Origin of the sequence: Actinopolyspora sp. BKK2, from assembly GCF_011291845.1 — a bacterium.
Lineage (GTDB): Bacteria > Actinomycetota > Actinomycetes > Mycobacteriales > Pseudonocardiaceae > Actinopolyspora > Actinopolyspora saharensis.
In genome coordinates this window covers 738782-757581 of sequence record NZ_JAANTE010000001.1, presented here as the reverse complement: position 1 = coordinate 757581, position 18800 = coordinate 738782, and the positions used below count along the sequence as shown (strand labels likewise).

General features: G+C 69.0%; 14 protein-coding genes. 11 read left to right on the top strand and 3 right to left on the bottom strand.

Going from position 1 to position 18800, the window contains the following annotated elements:
* The first annotated feature begins 87 nt into the window (after positions 1 to 87).
* Positions 88 to 936 carry an SDR family oxidoreductase gene (locus G9Q41_RS03315; protein WP_092521100.1) on the top strand — a complete coding sequence of 283 codons (849 nt, stop codon included), beginning with the start codon at positions 88 to 90 and terminating at the stop codon, positions 934 to 936.
* A gap of 91 nt (positions 937 to 1027) precedes the next feature.
* On the opposite strand, the gene G9Q41_RS03310 is transcribed toward G9Q41_RS03315, so the two are convergent.
* A complete protein-coding gene (locus tag G9Q41_RS03310) occupies positions 1028 to 1795 on the bottom strand; it encodes a dienelactone hydrolase family protein (RefSeq protein WP_092521102.1) in 768 nt (255 codons plus the stop codon).
* Positions 1796 to 2029: 234 nt separating this feature from the next.
* Entirely contained in the window at positions 2030 to 3229 is a 1200-nt protein-coding gene (locus tag G9Q41_RS03305) for a low temperature requirement protein A (protein WP_165631298.1), read from the bottom strand.
* A gap of 587 nt (positions 3230 to 3816) precedes the next feature.
* On the opposite strand from G9Q41_RS03305, the gene purU reads away from it, so the two are divergent.
* The 4 genes from purU (at position 3817) to G9Q41_RS03285 (ending at position 8930) form a co-directional block, all read left to right on the top strand.
* A complete protein-coding gene (gene purU, locus G9Q41_RS22560; protein ID WP_165631300.1) occupies positions 3817 to 4719 on the top strand; it encodes a formyltetrahydrofolate deformylase in 903 nt (300 codons plus the stop codon).
* Positions 4720 to 4788: 69 nt separating this feature from the next.
* Entirely contained in the window at positions 4789 to 5190 is a 402-nt protein-coding gene (locus G9Q41_RS03295) for a ChaB family protein (protein WP_165631302.1), read from the top strand.
* Positions 5191 to 5898: 708 nt separating this feature from the next.
* Positions 5899 to 7824: a cellulase family glycosylhydrolase gene (locus G9Q41_RS03290; protein WP_165631304.1), complete on the top strand. Its 1926-nt coding sequence runs from the start codon at positions 5899 to 5901 to the stop codon at positions 7822 to 7824.
* Between the two features lie 158 nt (positions 7825 to 7982).
* Positions 7983 to 8930 carry a carbohydrate kinase gene (locus G9Q41_RS03285; RefSeq protein WP_165631306.1) on the top strand — a complete coding sequence of 316 codons (948 nt, stop codon included), beginning with the start codon at positions 7983 to 7985 and terminating at the stop codon, positions 8928 to 8930.
* 190 nt (positions 8931 to 9120) lie between these two features.
* Here G9Q41_RS03285 and G9Q41_RS03280 read toward each other — a convergent pair whose 3' ends face one another.
* On the bottom strand, positions 9121 to 11124 hold the full coding sequence (locus G9Q41_RS03280; RefSeq protein WP_165631307.1) for an NPCBM/NEW2 domain-containing protein: 2004 nt from the start codon (positions 11122 to 11124) through the stop codon (positions 9121 to 9123).
* Positions 11125 to 11528: 404 nt separating this feature from the next.
* Here G9Q41_RS03280 and G9Q41_RS03275 point away from each other — a divergent pair, with 404 nt between their 5' ends.
* The 6 genes from G9Q41_RS03275 (at position 11529) to G9Q41_RS03250 (ending at position 18740) form a co-directional block, all read left to right on the top strand.
* On the top strand, positions 11529 to 13178 hold the full coding sequence (locus tag G9Q41_RS03275; protein WP_242687021.1) for an ABC transporter substrate-binding protein: 1650 nt from the start codon (positions 11529 to 11531) through the stop codon (positions 13176 to 13178).
* A gap of 34 nt (positions 13179 to 13212) precedes the next feature.
* Complete coding sequence (locus G9Q41_RS03270; RefSeq protein ID WP_165631308.1) at positions 13213 to 14202, top strand: ABC transporter permease; 990 nt, start codon at positions 13213 to 13215, stop codon at positions 14200 to 14202.
* A 5-nt stretch (positions 14203 to 14207) separates the two neighbouring features.
* The gene (locus G9Q41_RS03265) at positions 14208 to 15143 is read left to right on the top strand and encodes an ABC transporter permease (RefSeq protein WP_165631309.1); all 936 of its coding nucleotides are present in this window, start codon (positions 14208 to 14210) and stop codon (positions 15141 to 15143) included.
* Positions 15140 to 16240 carry an ABC transporter ATP-binding protein gene (locus G9Q41_RS03260; protein WP_165631310.1) on the top strand — a complete coding sequence of 367 codons (1101 nt, stop codon included), beginning with the start codon at positions 15140 to 15142 and terminating at the stop codon, positions 16238 to 16240. The genes G9Q41_RS03265 and G9Q41_RS03260 overlap by 4 nt, the downstream gene beginning before the upstream one ends.
* Entirely contained in the window at positions 16237 to 17214 is a 978-nt protein-coding gene (locus G9Q41_RS03255; protein WP_142077088.1) for an ABC transporter ATP-binding protein, read from the top strand. The genes G9Q41_RS03260 and G9Q41_RS03255 overlap by 4 nt, the downstream gene beginning before the upstream one ends.
* A gap of 113 nt (positions 17215 to 17327) precedes the next feature.
* Positions 17328 to 18740 (top strand): GH1 family beta-glucosidase, encoded by a 1413-nt coding sequence (locus G9Q41_RS03250; RefSeq protein WP_165631684.1) that lies wholly within the window; start codon positions 17328 to 17330, stop codon positions 18738 to 18740.
* Positions 18741 to 18800: the final 60 nt, after the last annotated feature.

Sequence of the window (18800 nt, the reverse complement as noted above, 5' to 3'; positions counted from 1 at the left end):
GCTGTCCGGTTACCGGTGGCCGGCTGTGGGTACCTCCCCTGGTGCGGACAGACGGCGGAAACCGCAGCGGGGAAGGAGCGCGAGCACATGGCGGGAAGCATGCTCATCACGGGAGCGGGCAACGGATTCGGCAGGGAGGTCGCGTTGCGGCTGGCCGAGCGGGACCACGACGTGATCGCGGGTGTCGAGGTCGTCGCCCAGGTCGCGGACCTGCGTGCCGAGGCCGCGAACCGCGGCGCCGACCTGCGCGTGGAGAAGTTGGACGTGACCGACCCCGGTGATCGGGCGAAGGCCTGGTCCTGGGACGTGGACGTGCTGCTCCACAACGCCGGCACCGCCGAGGGCGGTGCGGTCGCCGACATCCCCGCGGAGCACCTGCGCCGCCAGTTCGAGGTCAACACCTTCGGCCCCGTGCTGCTCACCCAGGGGTTCGCCCGCGCGATGGCGGCGAAGGGGGCGGGCAGGATCGTGTTCATGTCCTCGATCGCCGGGGTGATCACCGACGCGTTCACGGGAACCTACTCCGCTTCCAAGCACGCCCTGGAGGCGTTCGCCGAGGCACTGAACCAGGAACTGGCCGAGTTCGGGGTCGCGATCGCCACCGTCAACCCCGGCCCTTACCTGACCGGGTTCAACGACACGGCGATGGAGCGCTGGAAGGAGTGGCGCGACGACCCGTCGAGGCGGATGTTCGACTACGAGAACCTGGCCTTCCCGCGCAAGCAGTTCGATCCCGAGCCCGTGTTCGAGAAGACCATCGAGGTGCTGACCGGAGGTACCGACCGGTACCGCAACGTGGTACCCGCCGAGATGGAGGGCCCGGTTCGCACTCAGCAGGACGCCGTGTGGGACCGCAAGCAGAACGACGGTTCCGGCACGCGCGGTGAACTCGTCCAGCAGGCCTACGACATGGCCCCGGCCACTCCCGCGGACTGAACGCCGAGCAGCCGGGCCGACCCGGCCGGCCTCGGGGCGGTCGGCACTGGTGCCGAGACCGCGCCCGGGGCCGACTCGGCGCCGGGCGGTCTCACGCGGCGCTGGTCAGGGTGCGGTCGAACAGGGCCAGCAGCTCCGTCCAGTGCCGCTCGGCGGCGTCCTGGTTGTAGCTGGCGGTGTCGGCCTGGGTGTAGCCGTGGGCGGCGCCCTCGTAGACCTCGGCGCGGTAGCGCACTCCTGCTTCCGTGAGCGCCTGGTTGAGCCGCTCGATCTGCTCGGGCGGCAGCGCGTGGTCCTGGTCGGCGTGTCCGAAGTACAGCTCGGCGGTGATGTTCTCGGCGAGCCGGTGCGGGCTGTCCGGGTCCTCCGTGGCCAGTCCCCCACCGTGGAAGCCCGCGGCCGCGGCGACCCGGTCGGGGTAGGCGGCGGCGGTGCGCAGGGACAGCGCGGCGCCCATGCAGTAGCCGGTGACGCCGACGGGGCCGTTGGCGGCCTCCGGGCGGGTCGAGATCCACTCGAGGTAGGCCCCGGCGTCGCGCACCGCGCGGTCCGGGGTGAGGTCCTGCATGATCGGGCCGATCTTGTCGAAGATCTCGGGGCGCTGGCCGGGGTCGATGAACTCGGGCAGCTCGACCACCGGGGTGCGGCCGTGCCGGTAGAACACGTTGGGCACCACGACGGTGTAGCCGTGGGAGGCGAGCCGGTCGGCCATCCCGTTCAGGTGCGGGCGCAGCCCGAAGGCGTCCATGTAGAACAGCACGGCCGGGTGGGCGGCGTTGTCGTCCGGGTGGGCGAGGTAGGCATCGGCCACGCCGTCCGGAGTGGGAATGTCCACCGAGGTTGCTCGTACGGCGGTCATGGGAGTGGTTCCTCCTCGCAGTCGACGTTCGTCCGCTGTGACGGGCTGTTCGATCTCATCACGTCGCACCCGCGATGTGCGGGGACGGGGTAGGGGTGTTTCGGCAGTGATCCACCCGCCGTGAACCCGGGCGTGCCCCGGCCGGCCCGCCGCGCCGCTCGGGGCGCGACCGGCCGGGCCGAGCGCGGCTCCGCCAGCGGCCCGCCCCGGCCGGTCGCCGAGCGCCCTCGGCGGTCACTCGACGGCTTCCGCAGCCGACTGGCTGGAGTTGAGCTGGGTGGACACGGCGAGCACGCCCATGATGAGCACGGTGGCCACGCCGAGCAACAGCGGCGGCATCGCGTGACCGAGCACCAGCCCCGCGACGCCGACGAGGACCAGCGCCCCGGCGGCCGCGTAGCGGGCGCGTGCCACGGCCCCGGTCCGGGACCGCAGGAACAGGATGTTGCCCAGCAGGTAGATCAGCGGTCCGCCCACTGTGGTCAGCACCAGCGAGGGGCCGGTGTGCTCGTGGGTCAGGCGCAGCTCGATCGACACGGCCACCACGATCGCCCCGGCGACCATGAGCGCGTGGGCGTAGGCGAAGGCCGAGCGCAACGCCGAGGTGCTGGCGTCGCCGCGGCTGGCCTGGGTGTTGTGCCCGGCCAGGGCGAAGTAGGCCCACCACTGCACGAACAGCCCGAGGAAACCGAGCACCGTGGCCGCCACGGCCCCCGGCGGGATCGGGTCGAGCTCGGACAGGGTGAAGCCCATGATCAGGATCGACTCGCCGAGGGCGATGATGAACACCCCGCGGTTGCGCTCGGCGAGGTGCTCCGGATCGGTGGGCCAGGTGTGCATCGGTGCCGCGCCCAGCAGCGGGAAGCGGAACTCGAACCGCGGGGCGGCGACGTCCACGGCCAGCGCCACCAGCCACCACACCAGCCGCAGCTCGGGTGGGAACAGCGCCCCGACGATCCACAGCACCCCGGCCGTGGCGCTCCAGGCCAGCAGGTTCGCGTAGTTGCCCGACAGCACGTGTCCGCGCAGGGCGACCACCATGAACGCCGCGCGTCCCACCTGGGCGAGCACGTAGCAGCCCGCGAACAGCAGCCCGTCCTCGGCGAAGGCGTGCGGCAGCCCCAGCGACATGCCCAGGGCGGCCAGCATCAGCAGCAGGTTGAGCACGCGCACCGCCCCGCTGTGCGGGTTCAGCCAGTTCATCGCCCAGGCCGAGTAGTTCCACGCCCACCACACGGCTCCGAACAGCAGAGCCACGCGCAGCGCCCCCAGCCAGTTCAGCTCGTCGAGCAGCGTGTGCGAGACCTGGATGATCGCGAACACGTAGACCAGATCGAAGAACAGCTCGATCGGTGCGACCTCCGAGCGCCCCGCTCCCGGCGCCCGCATCAACCGCGGTCGTGACTCCGCGGCCTCGTTGTCCTGGTCGGCCATCGTCCCTCCCCGGAAATCTCTCGTCGGAGGTGATTTTGGTGGCTCCGGTGGCACGCTGCGCGGGCGGCCCCATCGGACCGCCCGCGCACCCCCCGTTCCCTCCCCCCAGGGGGTTCGGAGCCGTTCGACACGCCGGTGCGGAGCTGTTCGCGGTTGGTCGCGCGCTCCTGGCGCGGCCGCGTCGCCGCTGCCGCCGGCCCGCGGTCGCGGCTGCGCGCACCGTCCACCGCGCGAGTGCCACGGGCGTCACGGTCCCGACCGGTGCGGCGTGTCGCTGCGCTGGACCGGCGGTGGTGTGCTCCCGTCGGTCCGTGTCGCGCGGTGGTCGGGACAGCGGCCTCGAGCCTAGGCACCGGCCGGAACCGGTGGGAAACACACATCTGCGATGGGCGCACAAGCAGGAGCGATACCTCCGGGGCAGCCGCCCGCGCGGTACCGGTCCGCTCCTAGCGGGGAGTGCGCGCGATCACCCCGGCGGCACACCTCGGCGGGGCACCTCGGTGGGTGAGGGCCGAGTTGCGCTCGCAGGCCTGCGGTGGGCTCATGACCACCACGACGGATCAGTCCCTTTCGGAAGGAGGGTTGAGGTGACCGCTTCCCAGCAAGCTTCCTCCACGGTGGAGTCCGCCTCCGCGCACCAGCACGCCTCGCTGATCGTGCGGGGCAGGGACAGCCCCGGTATCGTGGCCGCGGTCGCGGGGGTGCTGCGCGAGCACCACGCCAACATCGTGTCGCTGGACCAGTACTCGGACAATCCGCAGGGCGGGGCGTTCTTCCAGCGCACCGTGTTCAGTTTGGACAACCTCCGGGCCGCGTTGCCGGAGATCGAGAGCGCTCTCCGGGAGCGGCTGGCGCGGGAGTTCGACCTCGAGTTCACCGTGCGGGACATGTCGGTGCCCAAGCGCGTCGCGATCTTCGCCTCGAAGGCCGATCACTGCCTGCTCGACCTGCTGTGGCGGCACCGGAGGGGCCAGCTGCCGATCACCGTCCCGATGGTGATCTCCAACCACACCGACACCGCCGAGGAGGTTCGCGGCTTCGGGATCCCGTTCGTGCACGTGCCAACGGGTGAGCTGGGCAAACCGGCCGCCGAGGCCGAGCACCTGCGGCTGCTGCGGGGCAACGTCGACCTCGTGGTGCTGGCCCGCTACATGCGGATCCTGTCCGGCGAGTTCCTGTCCGAGCTCGGGGTGCCGGTGATCAACATCCACCACTCGTTCCTGCCCGCCTTCATCGGGGCCGCGCCCTACGCCAAGGCCAAGCAGCGCGGGGTCAAGCTCATCGGTGCCACCGCGCACTACGTGACCGAGGACCTCGACCAGGGTCCGATCATCGAGCAGGACGTCGCCCGGGTCACCCACGCCGACACCGTCACCGACCTGCAGCGTCGCGGGGCCGACGTGGAGCGCACCGTGCTGTCGCGCGCGGTGCGCTGGCACTGCGAGGACCGCGTGATCCGGCACGACAACGGCACCATCGTCTTCACCTGAGCCGGAGGTTGTTTACTCCGCCGCGCGGTGGGCAATCACTCGGGAGTAGGAGATGCGGAGGTGAGTGCCATGCCTGCTCGTGAAGAGCTGCCTTCGACCCTGCGGCGGTCCCCGAAGGAAGCCCAGGAAACGTGGCTGAAGACCCACGACAGCGCGGTGCGGGAGTACGGGCAGGGCCAGCGGGCCAACCGGACCGCTTACGCGGCGCTGAAGCACAGCTTCGAGAAGGTGGGCGACCACTGGGAGCCCAAGCCGGAGCGCGGCCCCTCGGACGAGCAGGCTCGTCGGGGGGCGGGCAAGCGCGCGAAGTCGACCAGCGGCGGGGTCGACGCCCGGGCCAGCAAGCAGCACCTCTACGAGCGCGCCCGGGAGCTGGACGTGCCGGGGCGTTCCGCGATGAACAAGGAGCAGCTGGTCGAGGCGCTGCAGCAGGAGAGCGGCCGGCAGACCCGCCGCACCAGCCAACGGTGAGTCGTCCCCGGTGCCGCACCAGGAGTGAGGCTCCTGTCCGAGGAGGCCGCCGTCCGCCCCGGTGTCGGCGCGGAAGTCGACTCGGCGCGGGGCGGGTATTCCGAGATTACGAGGGAGCCGAGAAGCCTCAAGGATTCGTCCGAACGCGGTGCGACCCGGTGACAATCCCGTGTTCGTCCCGGCCCGGACTCCACCCGGTTCGCGCGGTTCCGCGCGAGGTGTGCTGGGAGAAGCCATGGCGGCCTGCTTGACGCTTAAGCGCTTAACTGATTAGCTGTACGCGGTTGTTTTCGAGACTTCGCCGTGGGGTGGCGCGCATCGACCGGCTCGTCTCCCGGCGTCAGCGGTGCGGTCGACCGCGCCGGCGGGGGGTCGATCCACATGGTTGGGAGGTGTTGGGCGATCGCTTCGGTCAGCGATACGTCGTTCGCGTTGTATGGGCTATAACGCTTAATGTGCCTTCGGCGCACGGACGCTTCCGTGCTCGTCGAGTGCCGGTGCGGCCGAGTCCCGGGAGAAGGCAGCGCGCTGTCCCCGGTTGTGCGAGTCGGTCGGTTGACGCGGCGAAGGCCGTCGTCGGAGCGGGCTGCCCGGCTCCGCAGTGTCCGCAGTGAGCGTGATCGCTCTCGATCGCTCCCGCCCGGTGAGTGCTCGCCGTTGCTCGCCCCGTGGGTGGGGCACCACTTTTACGTCCCGAGGAGGGATCTCATGCGTCGCGGTTTCGCGATGGTCGACAGTGCCGGTTCGCCGGTGAACTGGTTGGGTGTCAACTTCTGGTCCCGCGAGGGCGGTCCGCGAATGTGGACCCGATACAATTCCGAGGTCGTGCGCTCGGAATTGCGCACCCTGCGCGAACACGGGCTGAACGTCACTCGTTCGTTTTTCTTCTGGCCGGATTTCATGCCCGAGTCGGACCGCATCGACGAGAACTGCGTTGCCAATTACGCAGATTTCCTGCGGGCGCACGAGGAAATCGGCATGTCCACGATCCCGACTTTCCTCGTCGGCCACATGTCCGGGCAGAACTTCGACCCCCCGTGGCGCGCGGGACGCGACCTCTACTCCGATGTGTGGATGGTGGAACGGCAGGCCTGGTTCGTCGAACGGATGACCCGTCGGTTCGCCGATTCCCCCGCTGTCGCCGGATGGCTGATCAGCAACGAGATGCCCATTTACGGTGAGGCGGCCGGCCGGGAGGTGGTCTCCAGCTGGGCGAAGCTGATGGTGCAGGCCGTCCGAGCGGGTGGCGGACACCAGCCGGTCTCGATCGGTGACGGCGCGTGGGGAGTCGAGGTCACCGGTGCGGACAACGGCTTCTCCGTCCGTGAACTCGGCGAGCTCACGGACTTCCTCGGGCCGCACGTCTACCGCATGGAGGACGACCAGATCCGCCAGCACTACGCGGCGGCGTTCATCTGCGAGATGGTGAGCACCTTCGGCCACCCGGTCGTATTGGAGGAGTTCGGGCTGTCCTCGGACTTCGCCTCGGACGAGCACGCGGCGCACTACTATCGACAGGCGCTCCACAACACGCTGCTGGCCGGAACGACCGGTTGGATCGCCTGGAACAACACCGACTTCGACAACCTCGTCGAGCAGGACCCCTACCGGCATCACCCGTTCGAACTGCACTTCGGACTCACCGAAGTGGACGGCACGCCGAAGCCGCAGCTGGAGGAGATGGCCGACTTCGCGCGGACGCTGTCCACGATCGACGTCGCCAATTGCAGCCGGGAGGACGCGCAGGCGGCGTTGGTGGTTCCCGAACACATGGAAGGCGATGTGCCGATCACCGACGAGCAGGACAACAAGTTCCCGTTCGCGGTGCTGCGACAGTCCTACGTCAGTGCGAAACTGGCTGATCTGCCGGTCGGACTGACCCGGGAACGCGACGGGGTGAGCGAGGAATGCTCGTTGTACCTGCTGCCCTCCACCAAGCAGCTCACCGCCCCGAGCTGCTATCAGCTGGAGCGGTTGGCCCGGGACGGTGCCGTCGTCTACGTCTCGTACTGCCACGGCATCAGCGAGTTCCAGCGCGGCCCCTGGTTCGCACACCTGAACGAGATGTTCGGCATCGAACACCAGCTGCGCTACGGCCTGGTAGATCGGATCGAGCACGACCGGGTCGAGATGACCTTCACCTCCGACTTCGGTGATCTGCCCGCGGGCACCACGCTGCCGTTCGCGGTTGCGGGCAACGAGCACAGCCGCTCCTATTTGCCGGTTCGCCCGACCGACGCCGAGGTCGTCGCGGTCGACCAGGACGGTCGACCCGCGCTGCTGCGCCGGAAGGTGGGCAGCGGCTGGGTCGTGCTGTGCACGTACCCGCTGGAGCACATGGCCACCCTCGTTCCCGGGGTCAACCCCGACGCCACGGTCCAGCTCTACGACGCGCTCGCCGTGACAGCCGGGCTGAGCCGGTCCGTACTGGTGGACAACCCGTTGGTCAGCGCCGATGTTCTCCGGCACGGTGACGGTCGTCGGTTCGCCTTCGTGGTCAGCCATTCCGATCACGCGGCGAAAGTGGAGCCGCAGGTCCCTGCGGGCAGGCTCGTCGAGCCGGACAGCGGAACCGCTGTGGAGTCGATGGAACTGGAACCGCACGGGGTTCGGATGCTGCTGCTGGACGACTGAGGCACAGGCCTCCGGAGGGGCCCCGAGCGCGCGTCACGTCCGCTCGGGGCCGGGGTGGGTTTTCCCGTCCTTCCGGTGCCGCGCCCGCTCGTTTCCACCGGAACCGCTCGTGCTCCCTCGCCGGGCGTGTTCTTCACCTGGTCATCGAAAGGAACGCTGTGATCGTCGTAGGAGGCGAGGCGCTCGTCGACCTCGTACCGGAGCAAGAGCAAACCGATTTCCGGCTCGCCGCACTGGCCCCGAGGCTGGGCGGCGCTGCCTGCAATGTGGCTGTCGCACTGGGACGGTTGGACACGGATACCGCACTGCTGTCCCGGCTCTCCACGGACGTGTTCGGAGAAGCACTGCTGCGACGACTGGCCTCGTCCGGGGTGGACACCTCATTGCTGCAGCGCGGTGACGAGCGGACCGCGCTCGCGGTGGCCAATCCCGGAGAGGCCGGGGTGGACTACGCCTTCTACGTGCACGACTGCGCCGACCGGTGTGTCGTCGACCCAGGCCCGCTGACCTCCGCCCACGCGGTGTCCCTGGGCGGGTTGTCGCTGGTGCTCGAACCAGGGGCCAGCGCCTACGAGTCCGTCATGCGGCGTGAGTCGGAGCGCGGGAGCCTGATCGCGCTCGACCCGAACATCCGGGGCACGCTGGTCGAGGACCCGGCGGCCTATCGCGCTCGTTTCGAGAGCTGGTTGTCGGACGTCGACCTGTTGAAGCTCTCCGTCGAGGATGCCCGGTGGTTGGTCGGCGACGGCGATAGTGATCCGGTGGCCGCGGCACGTGCCTGGGTGACGATGGGCCCCTCGGTCGTGCTGGTGACGCACGGTGCGGCGGGGATGTCGGCCGTGCTCCGTGACGGAACCCGTGTCGACGTGCCCGTGCCGAGCTCCACCGTGGTGGACACGATCGGGGCCGGGGACACGGTGCAGGCGGCCGTGCTGGCGTGTTTGGAGCGAAACGACGCGCTGTCCGGTCCGGCCGTGGCGGCGATGGGGGGCGAGCAGTGGCGTGCGGTGCTGCACTTCGCAGCCAGGACCGCGGCGGTGACCTGTTCGCGTGCCGGTGCCGAACCTCCCTTCTTCGCCGAGCTCGGCGAGCCCATCCCGTCTTGACCAGGAGGTCGCGCGGGGCGGTTCGCTCGGGACCCGTGGCCGAACACCCGGCGGGGCCGGTTGATTCGGGTGGTGACGAGCGGCTCCGTCGCTTGCACCAGGTCGGATCCGGCCGAATGAGCACTCGCCCCGGCAGCGGCGGGGCCGCCGACGCGGTGTCGACGGCCCCGCGCTCGGTGTTCGAACGTCGTCAGCAGCGCAGCCGGGCCTTCGCCCAGTCCGCGGCGTCGCCGTAATCACCGTCGCCCGAGTCGCTCACTCGCAGCTCGAGCACGGTGGTGTCCGCGACCGGGACGTCGATCGGAACAGCGGGTTGTCCGCCCTCGCGCTTGCCGGTTCCGGCCAGCGTCCGACCGTCACCGCGCACGGTGAACTCGACGCTGCCCTCCCCGTCGTACTGGTCGTCCACGCCGACCTCGGCGGAGAAGCGCTCGCACTCGCCGCCCAGGTAGAGTCGGACGGAGGAGTCCGCGTGCACGCCGAGCCCCGTGGAGTACTCGGTTCCGGCGATGCTCATGGTCGCGCCGTCGCCGCGCTCGGCGTGGCCGTTGGCCCGGTCCCGCTCGACCGGGCCCATCCCGTTCTCGGTCGACAGCAGTGGCAGGGACGAGACCTCGACGTGTCCGGCCGCGGGTGCCGAAACCGGGACGACTTCCTGCCCGGCCCCTCGGGTGCGCGTGTTGTCGCCGGTGCGCGAGCTCGCCTCCGCGGAGACCTCCAAGGGTTTCCGGTCCGGTTTCCGCGACGTCGCGGTGGGACGCAACGTCCACTCCCGCTGCCAGTGCTGCCCGCCGCGCACCAGACGGGTGTGGGCGGAGTTCCCGTTCTCGACGGTGTAGCCGTCCGGGACGTGCAGGCGCACCCCGGCCTCGTGCAGCGGGCGGCGGCCGTCGTTGTGCAGCGTGGTGTTCACCGTGAACGGTTCACCGGCCTCGACGTGCTCCGGGGCCCGCAGGTCCAGCGCGTGCGCCGGAGCGAGCTGATCCCCCTGCCGCGGCCACACGCGGAGGACCACAGCGCTGTGCGCGCCGACCGCGCCGCGGACGGTTCCGGTACTCGTGGACTCCGTGTCGCGCCACAGGTTCCGCAACCGGTAGTGGGGCGCCGCGGGCAGACCCAGCTGCTCGGCCGGGATCGAGATGGTCGCGTTGGTGCGGGCCCGGTTGAACAGGGCCACCGCCACCGAACCGTCGGACATCGGTTTGGCCCAGACCTCCTGATCGCCGTCATCGCGGATCTTGCGTCCCTGGATGCCAGCCCAGTCCTGGTTGACCGCGATCAGGTCCCGATCGGTGAGGATCCTTCTGGTCGGCTCGCTCATGTCGCGCAGGTCGTTGCCCGCGATCAGCGGGGCGTTCAGCAGTGCCCACAGGGCGAAGTGCGCGCGGTACTCGTTCTCGCTCATGTTGCCGTTGCCGACCTCGAGCATGTCGGGGTCGTTCCAGCCGTTGGGGCCCGCGTACTTCGCCAGGCCGACCTGCTGGTCCAGGATGCCGGTCCAACTGGTCCAGGTGTCGCGGATGTCTCCGGTGGTCCTCCACAGCCGGCCGCCGACCTCGCGGCCCCAGCCCTTCCAGGGTTTCTCCTGGCCCCATTCGCAGATGCTTAGCACGATGGGTTCGCCGGTGGCGGTGATCGCCTCGGCCATGGCCCCGTAGCGTTTCTCGGCCGGGACGCCCCGGTTGTTGCAGTTGTCGTACTTGAGGTAGTCGATGCCCCACTCGGCGAAGGTGCGGGCGTCGATTTTCTCGTGGCCCAGGCTGCCGGGGTAGCCCGCGCACGTCTCCGTGCCCGCCGTGGCGTAGAGGCCGATCTTGAGCCCGAGCGAGTGCACGTGGTCGACGAGAGCCTTCATCCCGTTCGGGAACTTGTTCGGGTCGGGCACCAGCAGGCCGTTGGGGCCGCGTTGCTCGGCCATCCAGCAGTCGTCGATGTTGACGTACTCGTACCCGGCGGCTCTCATCCCGCTGGAGACCATGACTTCGGCGGTCTGCCGCACGAGTTCCGCGCTGACGTCGCAGCCGAAGTCGTTCCAGGAGTTCCAGCCCATCGGGGGTGTGGGGGCGAGCCCTCCCGTTCGGGTGGCGACCGTGTCCTGCCCCCGAGGGGCTTCGTTCGAGGATGCGGCGGCAGCGGTGACCGGGGTGGTCGTGACCAGTGCGAGTGCGAGAAGCGTTCTCGGCCGGAATCGCATGCTTTCTCCTTCGGGGAAGAAGAGTTCCTTCGTGGGTACACCAAATCACTTAAGCGAATAAGTCAACTAAGCGCGTGGAACTCCGAAAATTTTTCCCACGTTTGGTGGTGCTCGGGAGCGGTGGCCGCGTTCGTGTGGGCGCGCGGGGGGCGTGTTCGAGTCGTGCCCTCGTGCTGTTTCGGAGCCCGCCGTTGTCGCGGAGGGGGTTCGCGTCTCCGAGCGTGGGGTTCGGCCGAGGGGCGCGGAACGGGGACTTGCTCAATCAAGTGCTTTGGCTGATCCGAAAGGGTTGATCGCGCGTTGTGTCTCGGGTAATTATGTTGGCTACATCACTTAAACGCTTCACTGAACATGGCATCCGCTGCGGGCGGATGTGGCAAAGCACTTTCGAGGGGAGGACCCGCATGTGCGCACACGCCACGCGGCGAACACTGCTCAAGGGGGTCGGAGCGGGCGCCGCGCTCGCGGTCACGGGGTGTTCGGCCGCGAGTGGGCGGGGAAGTTCCGAGCTAATCGTCTACACCGGCGCCACCGGGCAGCTCACGAACAACTTCAACCCGTTCACGCCGACCTCCAACCCGCCCGCGCGCGGGATCATCTACGAGCCGTTGATGTTCTTCAACCAGGCTCGCAACGACGATCCGGCACCGCAGCTGGCCGAGAGCTACGAGTGGTCCGACGGCGGGAAGCGGATCACTTTCCGGCTGCGGAAAGGAGTGACCTGGTCGGACGGAGCACCCTTCGACAGCGCTGACGTGGCTTTCACCTTCGACCTGATCCGGCGTGAGGAGTCGCTCAACAGCTACGCGTTGCCGATCACGGAAGCGCGGGCCACGGATTCGCACACAGTGAGCATCGGTTTCAGTCGTCCCGTCTACGCCGAGCTGTGGTACATCGCGGGATACACGTTCATGGTTCCCGAGCACCTGTGGTCGAAGGTCGAGAATCCGGCGACGTATCCCAACACCGATCCGGTCGGAACGGGAGCGTTCACGTTGAAGGAATTCTCCACGCAGGACTACGTACTGACCAGGAATCGGAATTACTGGCAGGAGGGCAAACCGGGAATCCAGGCCATGCGCTACATCTCGCTGAGCGGGAACCAGGCCGCCACGAAAGCGCTGCTGGCCGGCAAGCTCGACTGGACGACCCTGGTCATCCCGCGGATCGACCGCACCTATGTCTCCCGGCACGAGACCAACGACTACGTCGCCACACCCCTGTACCTGACCGTGCTGATCGCCAACACCGTGCGCGGGCTGACCAGCGATGTCGCGGTGCGCCAGGCGCTGTCGCTCGGCTTCGACCGCGGACAGATCAACGACCTGGTCTACAACGGCAAGAGCGAAGCGCCGTCACCGGCGATGTTGTTGCTGCCGCGCGACGAGCGGTACGTGGCACCGGAGCTGCGGGGAAAGCGCATGCGGATGAACCGTCAACGCGCGCGCCGGATCCTCGAGCAGGCCGGATACCGGCGGGGTGACGACGGGATCTTCGTCAGCCGCCGCGGCGAGCGGCTCTCGCTGACGCTGAAGATCACCAGTGGTTACACGGACTACATCTCGACCGCCAACGTGCTGCGCCAGCAGCTGGAGAAGATCGGAATCGAGCTGATTCCCCGGGAAGTCTCCTACGCGGCGTTCACCGCCGACCGCAACAACGGCGAGTTCCAGCTCGCCATCGACAACCTCTACGGCGGACCGGATCCCTACTACCTCTACAACGACTTCTACAACAGCGCCAATACCGCGCCGATCGGGGAGCAGGCCAATCCGAACTACGCCCGCTTCCGCGACGACAGAGTGGACGAGGCGCTGGAGGCGGTCGGCTCCACCCGTGACGAGCGGGAGCGCGAACGGGCCTACGCCGAGGTGCAGCGCGTTATTTCCGAGCAGTTGCCCTACATCCCCGTCCTGCAGCGCAACGCGGTCACCCAGTACCGGACCGAGGCCTTCACCGGTTGGCCGACCGAAAACGACCAGTACGCCGTCGCGGCGGCCCAGTTCGCTCCGGACCTGGGCATCGTGGCCAAGAACCTGAGGGTCAAGCAATGACGGTCGCCGGCGCCACCGAGAGGAGAGGTCGGTCGTGACCTACGTACGTCGCAAGGTGTTGTTCTACCTGGTCGCCGCGTGGGCGGCGATCACGTTGAACTTCGCCATTCCCAGGATGATGCCGGGCAGTCCGGTGGACATCCTGCTCGCGCGGATGCAGCAGAGCGGTGGTCCCGTGCCGCCCCAGGCGCGCTCGGCCATCGCGACAGCCCTCGGCCAGGGCGGGGACGCCAATGTGTTCGCGCAGTACTTCACCTATCTGGGCAACCTGTTCACCGGTGACTTCGGGGTCTCGGTCACCTACTTCCCGACTCCGGTCTCCACGGTGCTCGGACAGTCGCTGCCCTGGACGGTCGTGCTGGTGGGGGTGTCCACGGTCGTCTCCTTCGTGCTGGGGGTCGGGCTGGGTACTTTCGCCGGATGGCGACGGGGCACCTGGCTGGACGGGGTCGCCCCGCTCACCACGTTCATCGCGGCCATCCCGTACTTCTGGCTGGCCCTGGTGCTGCTGTACGTGTTCGGTTCGGTGCTGGAGCTGCTGCCGTTGGCAGGGGGGTACGGATACAGCACCGACCCCGGGATCAACGCGGAGTTCCTGACCAGCGCGCTCCGGCACGCGGTGCTTCCCGCGGTGACCATCGTGCTCAGCTCCGTGGGGGGTTGGTTGCTGGGGATGCGCAACATGATGGTCTCCACGCTCTCGGCGGACTACGTGCTCACGGCGGAGGCCAAGGGGTTGCGTCCGCGCCGGGTCATGCTGGCCTACGCGGCGCGCAACGCGGTGCTGCCCAGCATTACCGGTTTCGCGGTTTCGCTGGGCTTCGTGGTCAGCGGGTCGATCGTCACCGAGGCGGTTTTCTCGTACCCCGGTGTCGGTTACGTCCTGCTGCAGGCGGTCAAGAACAACGACTACCCCCTCATGCAGGCCATCTTCCTCGTCATCACGCTGACCGTGCTCGGCGCGAACTTCGTGGTCGACATGCTGCATTCGGTCATCGATCCGCGGACCCGAGAGACTGGGTGAAACTCATGACAGTGGACAAGCACACCGCCGAGGAGGCGGCCGAGACTTCCGGGGCGGATCCTGCCGTGGGCAGGAGGAGGCGTCCCGCGCTCCGGTGGCGACTACCGGAGTCGGGAAAGCTGCGTACCGGACTCGGGATCGTGCTCGCCATCGCCCTGGTCGGTGGGGTCGGCCCGCTGCTCACGGGTGATCCGCACGCGGTCAGCGGGGCCGTGCTCCAGCCGCCGAGCGGTGCGCACTGGCTGGGCACCACCGAGACCGGCCAGGACGTACTGGCGCAGCTCACCCGGGCCACCCGGGGATCTCTGCTGGTCGGGCTGGTCGTCGGCGCGATCGCCACGTTGGTGTCGATCGCGGTGGGTGTGGTCGGCGGCTACGTGGGAGGCAGGACCGACGAGACGTTCTCCCTGGTGACCAACGTCGTCCTGGTCGTGCCCAGCCTCCCCCTGGCGATCGTGATCGCCAACTACCTGGACGGGGGAGGGCTGCTGGTCACCATCCTGGTCATCACCGTGACGACCTGGGCGGCTCCGACCAGGGTGCTGCGGGCCCAGGCCCGGTCGGTCCGGGAGCGCGACTACGTCACCGCGGCCAAGGCCTCCGGGGAACGTTCCTGGCGCATCGTGTGCGTCGAGATTCTGCCCAATCTGCTGCCGGTGGTGGCCGCGCAGTTCGTGTTCGCCGTCATCTTCGCCGTGCTCACCGAGGCGGGACTGGCGTTCCTCGGCCTGGCGGGCTTTGGAAGCCTGACCTGGGGAACGCTGCTGTACTACGCGCAGAACGGCCAGGCGTTGATTCTCGGGGCCTGGTGGTGGTTCGTCCCGCCGGGGTTGTTGATGGCCGTGCTCGGCTGCGGCCTGTCCCTGATCAATTTCGCCATCGACGAGATCATCGACCCGAACCTGCGCAGCGCCGCACGTCAGCGGAAGGCCTCCCGATGAACAGTTCAGTGCAACAGTCCTCCGACTCCGGACAACGGCCGGTGCTGACCGTGAGCGGACTCAGCGTCGACTACGAGGCGGAACGCTCCGTGCACGCGGTCCGCGACGTCGACCTCGTCCTCGGCAGGGGAGAGATACTCGGCCTGGCGGGTGAGAGCGGTTGCGGCAAGTCGACCCTGGCCTATGCGATCAATCGGCTGCTGCGGCCACCCGCCCGCGTGGTGGGGGGCAGCGTGACCTTTCACGACCCCGGCGGTGACGTCGACGTGACGGGCCTGCGGGGCAGGGCGCTGCGCGAGTTCCGGTGGAACAAGTTGGCCATGGTCTTCCAGGGCGCGATGAACGCGTTGAATCCGGTGTTGAACGTGCGTACCCAGCTCGAGGACGTCATCGCCACCCATGAGCCCGCGACCGGTAAGCGCGAACGCAGGAAGCGCTGCACCGAACTGCTCGAGCTGGTCGGGGTGGACCCGCGCCGGGCCTCCAGCTATCCGCACGAGCTGTCCGGCGGGATGCGCCAGCGCGTGATGATCGCGATGTCGCTGGCACTGCGGCCGGACGTGCTGGTGATGGACGAGCCCACCACGGCGCTGGACGTGGTGGTGCAGCGCGAGATCCTTGCCGAGATCACCAGGTTGCGTGCCGAACTCGGCTTCGCGGTCGTGTTCATCACCCACGACATGTCGCTGCTGCTGGAGATCAGCGATCGCATCGCGATCATGTACGCGGGCCGGGTGGTGGAGGAGGGCAGTACTCACCGGCTGCGCCGGGAACCGGCGCATCCCTACACGGTCGGTCTGCTCAACTCGTTCCCCGGCATCACCAGTGAGCGCGGGGCACTGCACGGTATCCCCGGCCACACCCCGAACCTTGCGGACCCGCTGGACAGGTGCGCCTTCGCCGAGCGCTGTCCGTACCGCCGCGCGGTCTGCGCGGACGAGGAGCCACCGCTGGTCGCACACGCGGAGGCACCCGCGGACGGCCACGATCGCGTGGCCTGCCACGCGTACGACCCCGGAAAGTACGGAGGCGGGACACCGACGTCGCTGCTGCGTGGACGATTCCACCCGACCGAGACAACCGAGGTGAACCTGTGACTACTTTCGAAGTCCGTGACCTGGCCAAGGAATTCCGGTTGCGCGAGGGTGGTCGGAAGCGGACGCTGCGCGCCGTCGACGACGTCTCTTTCGAGCTGGCCGCCGGGAGCACGGTGGCGCTGGTGGGGGAGAGCGGCAGTGGGAAGTCGACGGTGGCCCGAATGCTCGCGCGGCTGCTGCCGCCCACCTCCGGGGAGGTGTTGCTGGAGGGCGGACGGCTCGCCTCCGGCCGGAAGGCCACCCAGAACTACCGGCGGCAGGTGCAGCTGGTCTTCCAGGACCCGTTCGCCTCGCTCAATCCCTTCCACACGGTGCGGCACCACCTGAGCAGGCCCGTGCGGCTGCATGGTGGGGCGTTGAGCCGGTCCGCCGTGGACGAGCGGGTCGAGCGCCTGCTCGAGCGGGTGGCGCTGGTTCCGCCGGATCGGGTGATCGCCAAGCAGCCGCACGAGCTCTCGGGCGGGCAGCGTCAGCGGGTCGCGATCGCTCGTGCGCTGGCGCCCGGCCCGCGGGTGCTGTTGGCGGACGAGCCGGTCTCGATGCTCGACGTCTCGATCCGGTTGGACATACTCAACCTGATCGACGAGCTCAAGACCGAGGAGAACTTGGCGGTTCTCTACATCACGCACGATCTGGCCACCGCGCGGCACTTCTCCGAGCAGGTTCTGGTGATGTACCGCGGTCAGGTGGTCGAGCGCGGCAGCAGCGACGACGTGATCCTGCGGCCACACCACCCCTACACCCGGCTGCTCAGGGACTCGGCTCCGGATCCGGGCGGGAGCTCCGCGGCGCTGTCGCCCCCCGAACGGCCCTCCGGCGAGGTGTCGGCCGACGCCGGGGGGTGTCCTTTCCGGACTCGGTGCCCGCACGCGATGCCGAAGTGCGAGCACCAGCCGCCCGAGTTCGCCGTCGGTGACGGGCACGCGGCGCGCTGTTGGCTCTACGAGTCCTCCGTCGAGGAACGGATCGCGTGAACGGGTGAGCGCGTCCCGCGTGGTCCGGTCGGCGCGGCAGCCGGTGCCGCGCCGACCGGCGGACCACCACACATCCCCCAGAGATCCCCGCGAGAGGAGAGGTGAGTGCTCCCGTGCGTCACGACGAGCGGTTCCACGCCGCGAACACGGGCGAGGCGAAACCGGCGGCCCTTTTCCCGGACGGCTTCGTCTGGGGCGCGGCCACGGCAGCTTTCCAGGTCGAAGGGTCCACCACGGCGGACGGAAGGGGGACCTCCATCTGGGACACCTTCTGCGCACGGCCAGGTGCCGTGGTCGGTGGCGACACCGGTGAGCCCGCGGCGGACCACTATCGGCGGATGAGCGACGACGTTCGGTTGATGTCCCGGCTGGGGCTGCGAGCCTATCGGTTCTCGATCGCCTGGCCCCGCGTTCGGCCTGCAGGCGGAGCCGTCAACGAGGCGGGGCTCGATTTCTACGAACGGCTCGTCGACGAGTTGCTGGAGCACGGCATCGCGCCGTGGCCGACGCTCTACCACTGGGATCTGCCGCAGGAGTTGGAGGACCGTGGTGGCTGGGCGAACCGGGACACCGCGCACCGTTTCGCCGACTACGTCGACAGTGTGCTGCGTCGGCTCGGTGACCGGGTGTCGAACTGGACGACGCTCAACGAGCCCTGGTGCGCCGCCTTCCTGGGATACGCCGCCGGTGTGCACGCGCCGGGGCGAACCGATCCGCGCGCGGCCGTGGCGGCGGGGCACCACCTGCTGCTCGCCCACGGCCGGGGGCGAGCGGCCGTCCGGGAACACGCCCCCGGGGCCGGTGTGGGGATCACGCTGAACCTGTTTCCCGTGCACCCGAACGATCCGGGGAACGCGGCCGACGTCGAAGCAGCTCGCCGGGTGGACGGTCTGCAGAACCGCTTCTTCCTGGAGCCGCTGCTGCGCGGTTCCTATCCGCGGGACCTGCTGTCCGATCTGGAACCGTTCGGTCTCGACGAGGTCGTCGAGGACGGTGACGTGGAACGGATCTCGGCGGGGACGGATCTGCTCGGGGTCAACTACTACCACGACCACAACGTCTCGGGACGTCCCGACGCCGGATCCGGGCCTCCCGCACCCTGGGTGGGGGCGGAGCACGTGAGTTTTCCCGGGCGCGGGCTGCCCCGGACCGACATGGGGTGGGAAGTGGTCCCGGAAGGGTTGACCGAGCTGCTGGTCGAACTGCACCGGAGATATCCCGAGGTGCCGCTGTACGTGACCGAGAACGGGGCGGCCTACCCGGACGTGGTCACCGAATCCGGTGTGGATGACGTCGAGCGGACCGAGTTCCTCGAGGCCCACCTGAGGGCGATGCACCGGGCCCTGGAACGAGGGGTCGACCTGCGCGGGTACTTCTACTGGTCCCTGCTGGACAACTTCGAGTGGGCCGAGGGCTATGCCAAGCGCTTCGGGATCGTGCACGTCGACTACGACACCCAGCGCCGCACTCCGAAGAGGAGCGCGTACCGCTACGCGCGGGTGATCTCCGACAACGGCGTGCGCTGACCGTCACCGGGCGCTTACAGCGACCGCCGCGGCTACGCGGCCGCGTAGCCGCGGCGGAGC

What these genes read in the sequence shown, in the direction of transcription:
- G9Q41_RS03265 (WP_165631309.1), top strand. Translation starts at nt 14,208, where the DNA reads ATGACAGTGGACAAGCACACCGCCGAGGAGGCGGCCGAGACTTCCGGG.
- G9Q41_RS03310 (WP_092521102.1), bottom strand. Translation starts at nt 1,795, where the DNA reads ATGACCGCCGTACGAGCAACCTCGGTGGACATTCCCACTCCGGACGGC.
- G9Q41_RS03290 (WP_165631304.1), top strand. Translation starts at nt 5,899, where the DNA reads ATGCGTCGCGGTTTCGCGATGGTCGACAGTGCCGGTTCGCCGGTGAAC.
- G9Q41_RS03305 (WP_165631298.1), bottom strand. Translation starts at nt 3,229, where the DNA reads ATGGCCGACCAGGACAACGAGGCCGCGGAGTCACGACCGCGGTTGATG.
- G9Q41_RS03260 (WP_165631310.1), top strand. Translation starts at nt 15,140, where the DNA reads ATGAACAGTTCAGTGCAACAGTCCTCCGACTCCGGACAACGGCCGGTG.
- G9Q41_RS03280 (WP_165631307.1), bottom strand. Translation starts at nt 11,124, where the DNA reads ATGCGATTCCGGCCGAGAACGCTTCTCGCACTCGCACTGGTCACGACC.
- G9Q41_RS03275 (WP_242687021.1), top strand. Translation starts at nt 11,529, where the DNA reads ATGTGCGCACACGCCACGCGGCGAACACTGCTCAAGGGGGTCGGAGCG.
- G9Q41_RS03315 (WP_092521100.1), top strand. Translation starts at nt 88, where the DNA reads ATGGCGGGAAGCATGCTCATCACGGGAGCGGGCAACGGATTCGGCAGG.
- G9Q41_RS03295 (WP_165631302.1), top strand. Translation starts at nt 4,789, where the DNA reads ATGCCTGCTCGTGAAGAGCTGCCTTCGACCCTGCGGCGGTCCCCGAAG.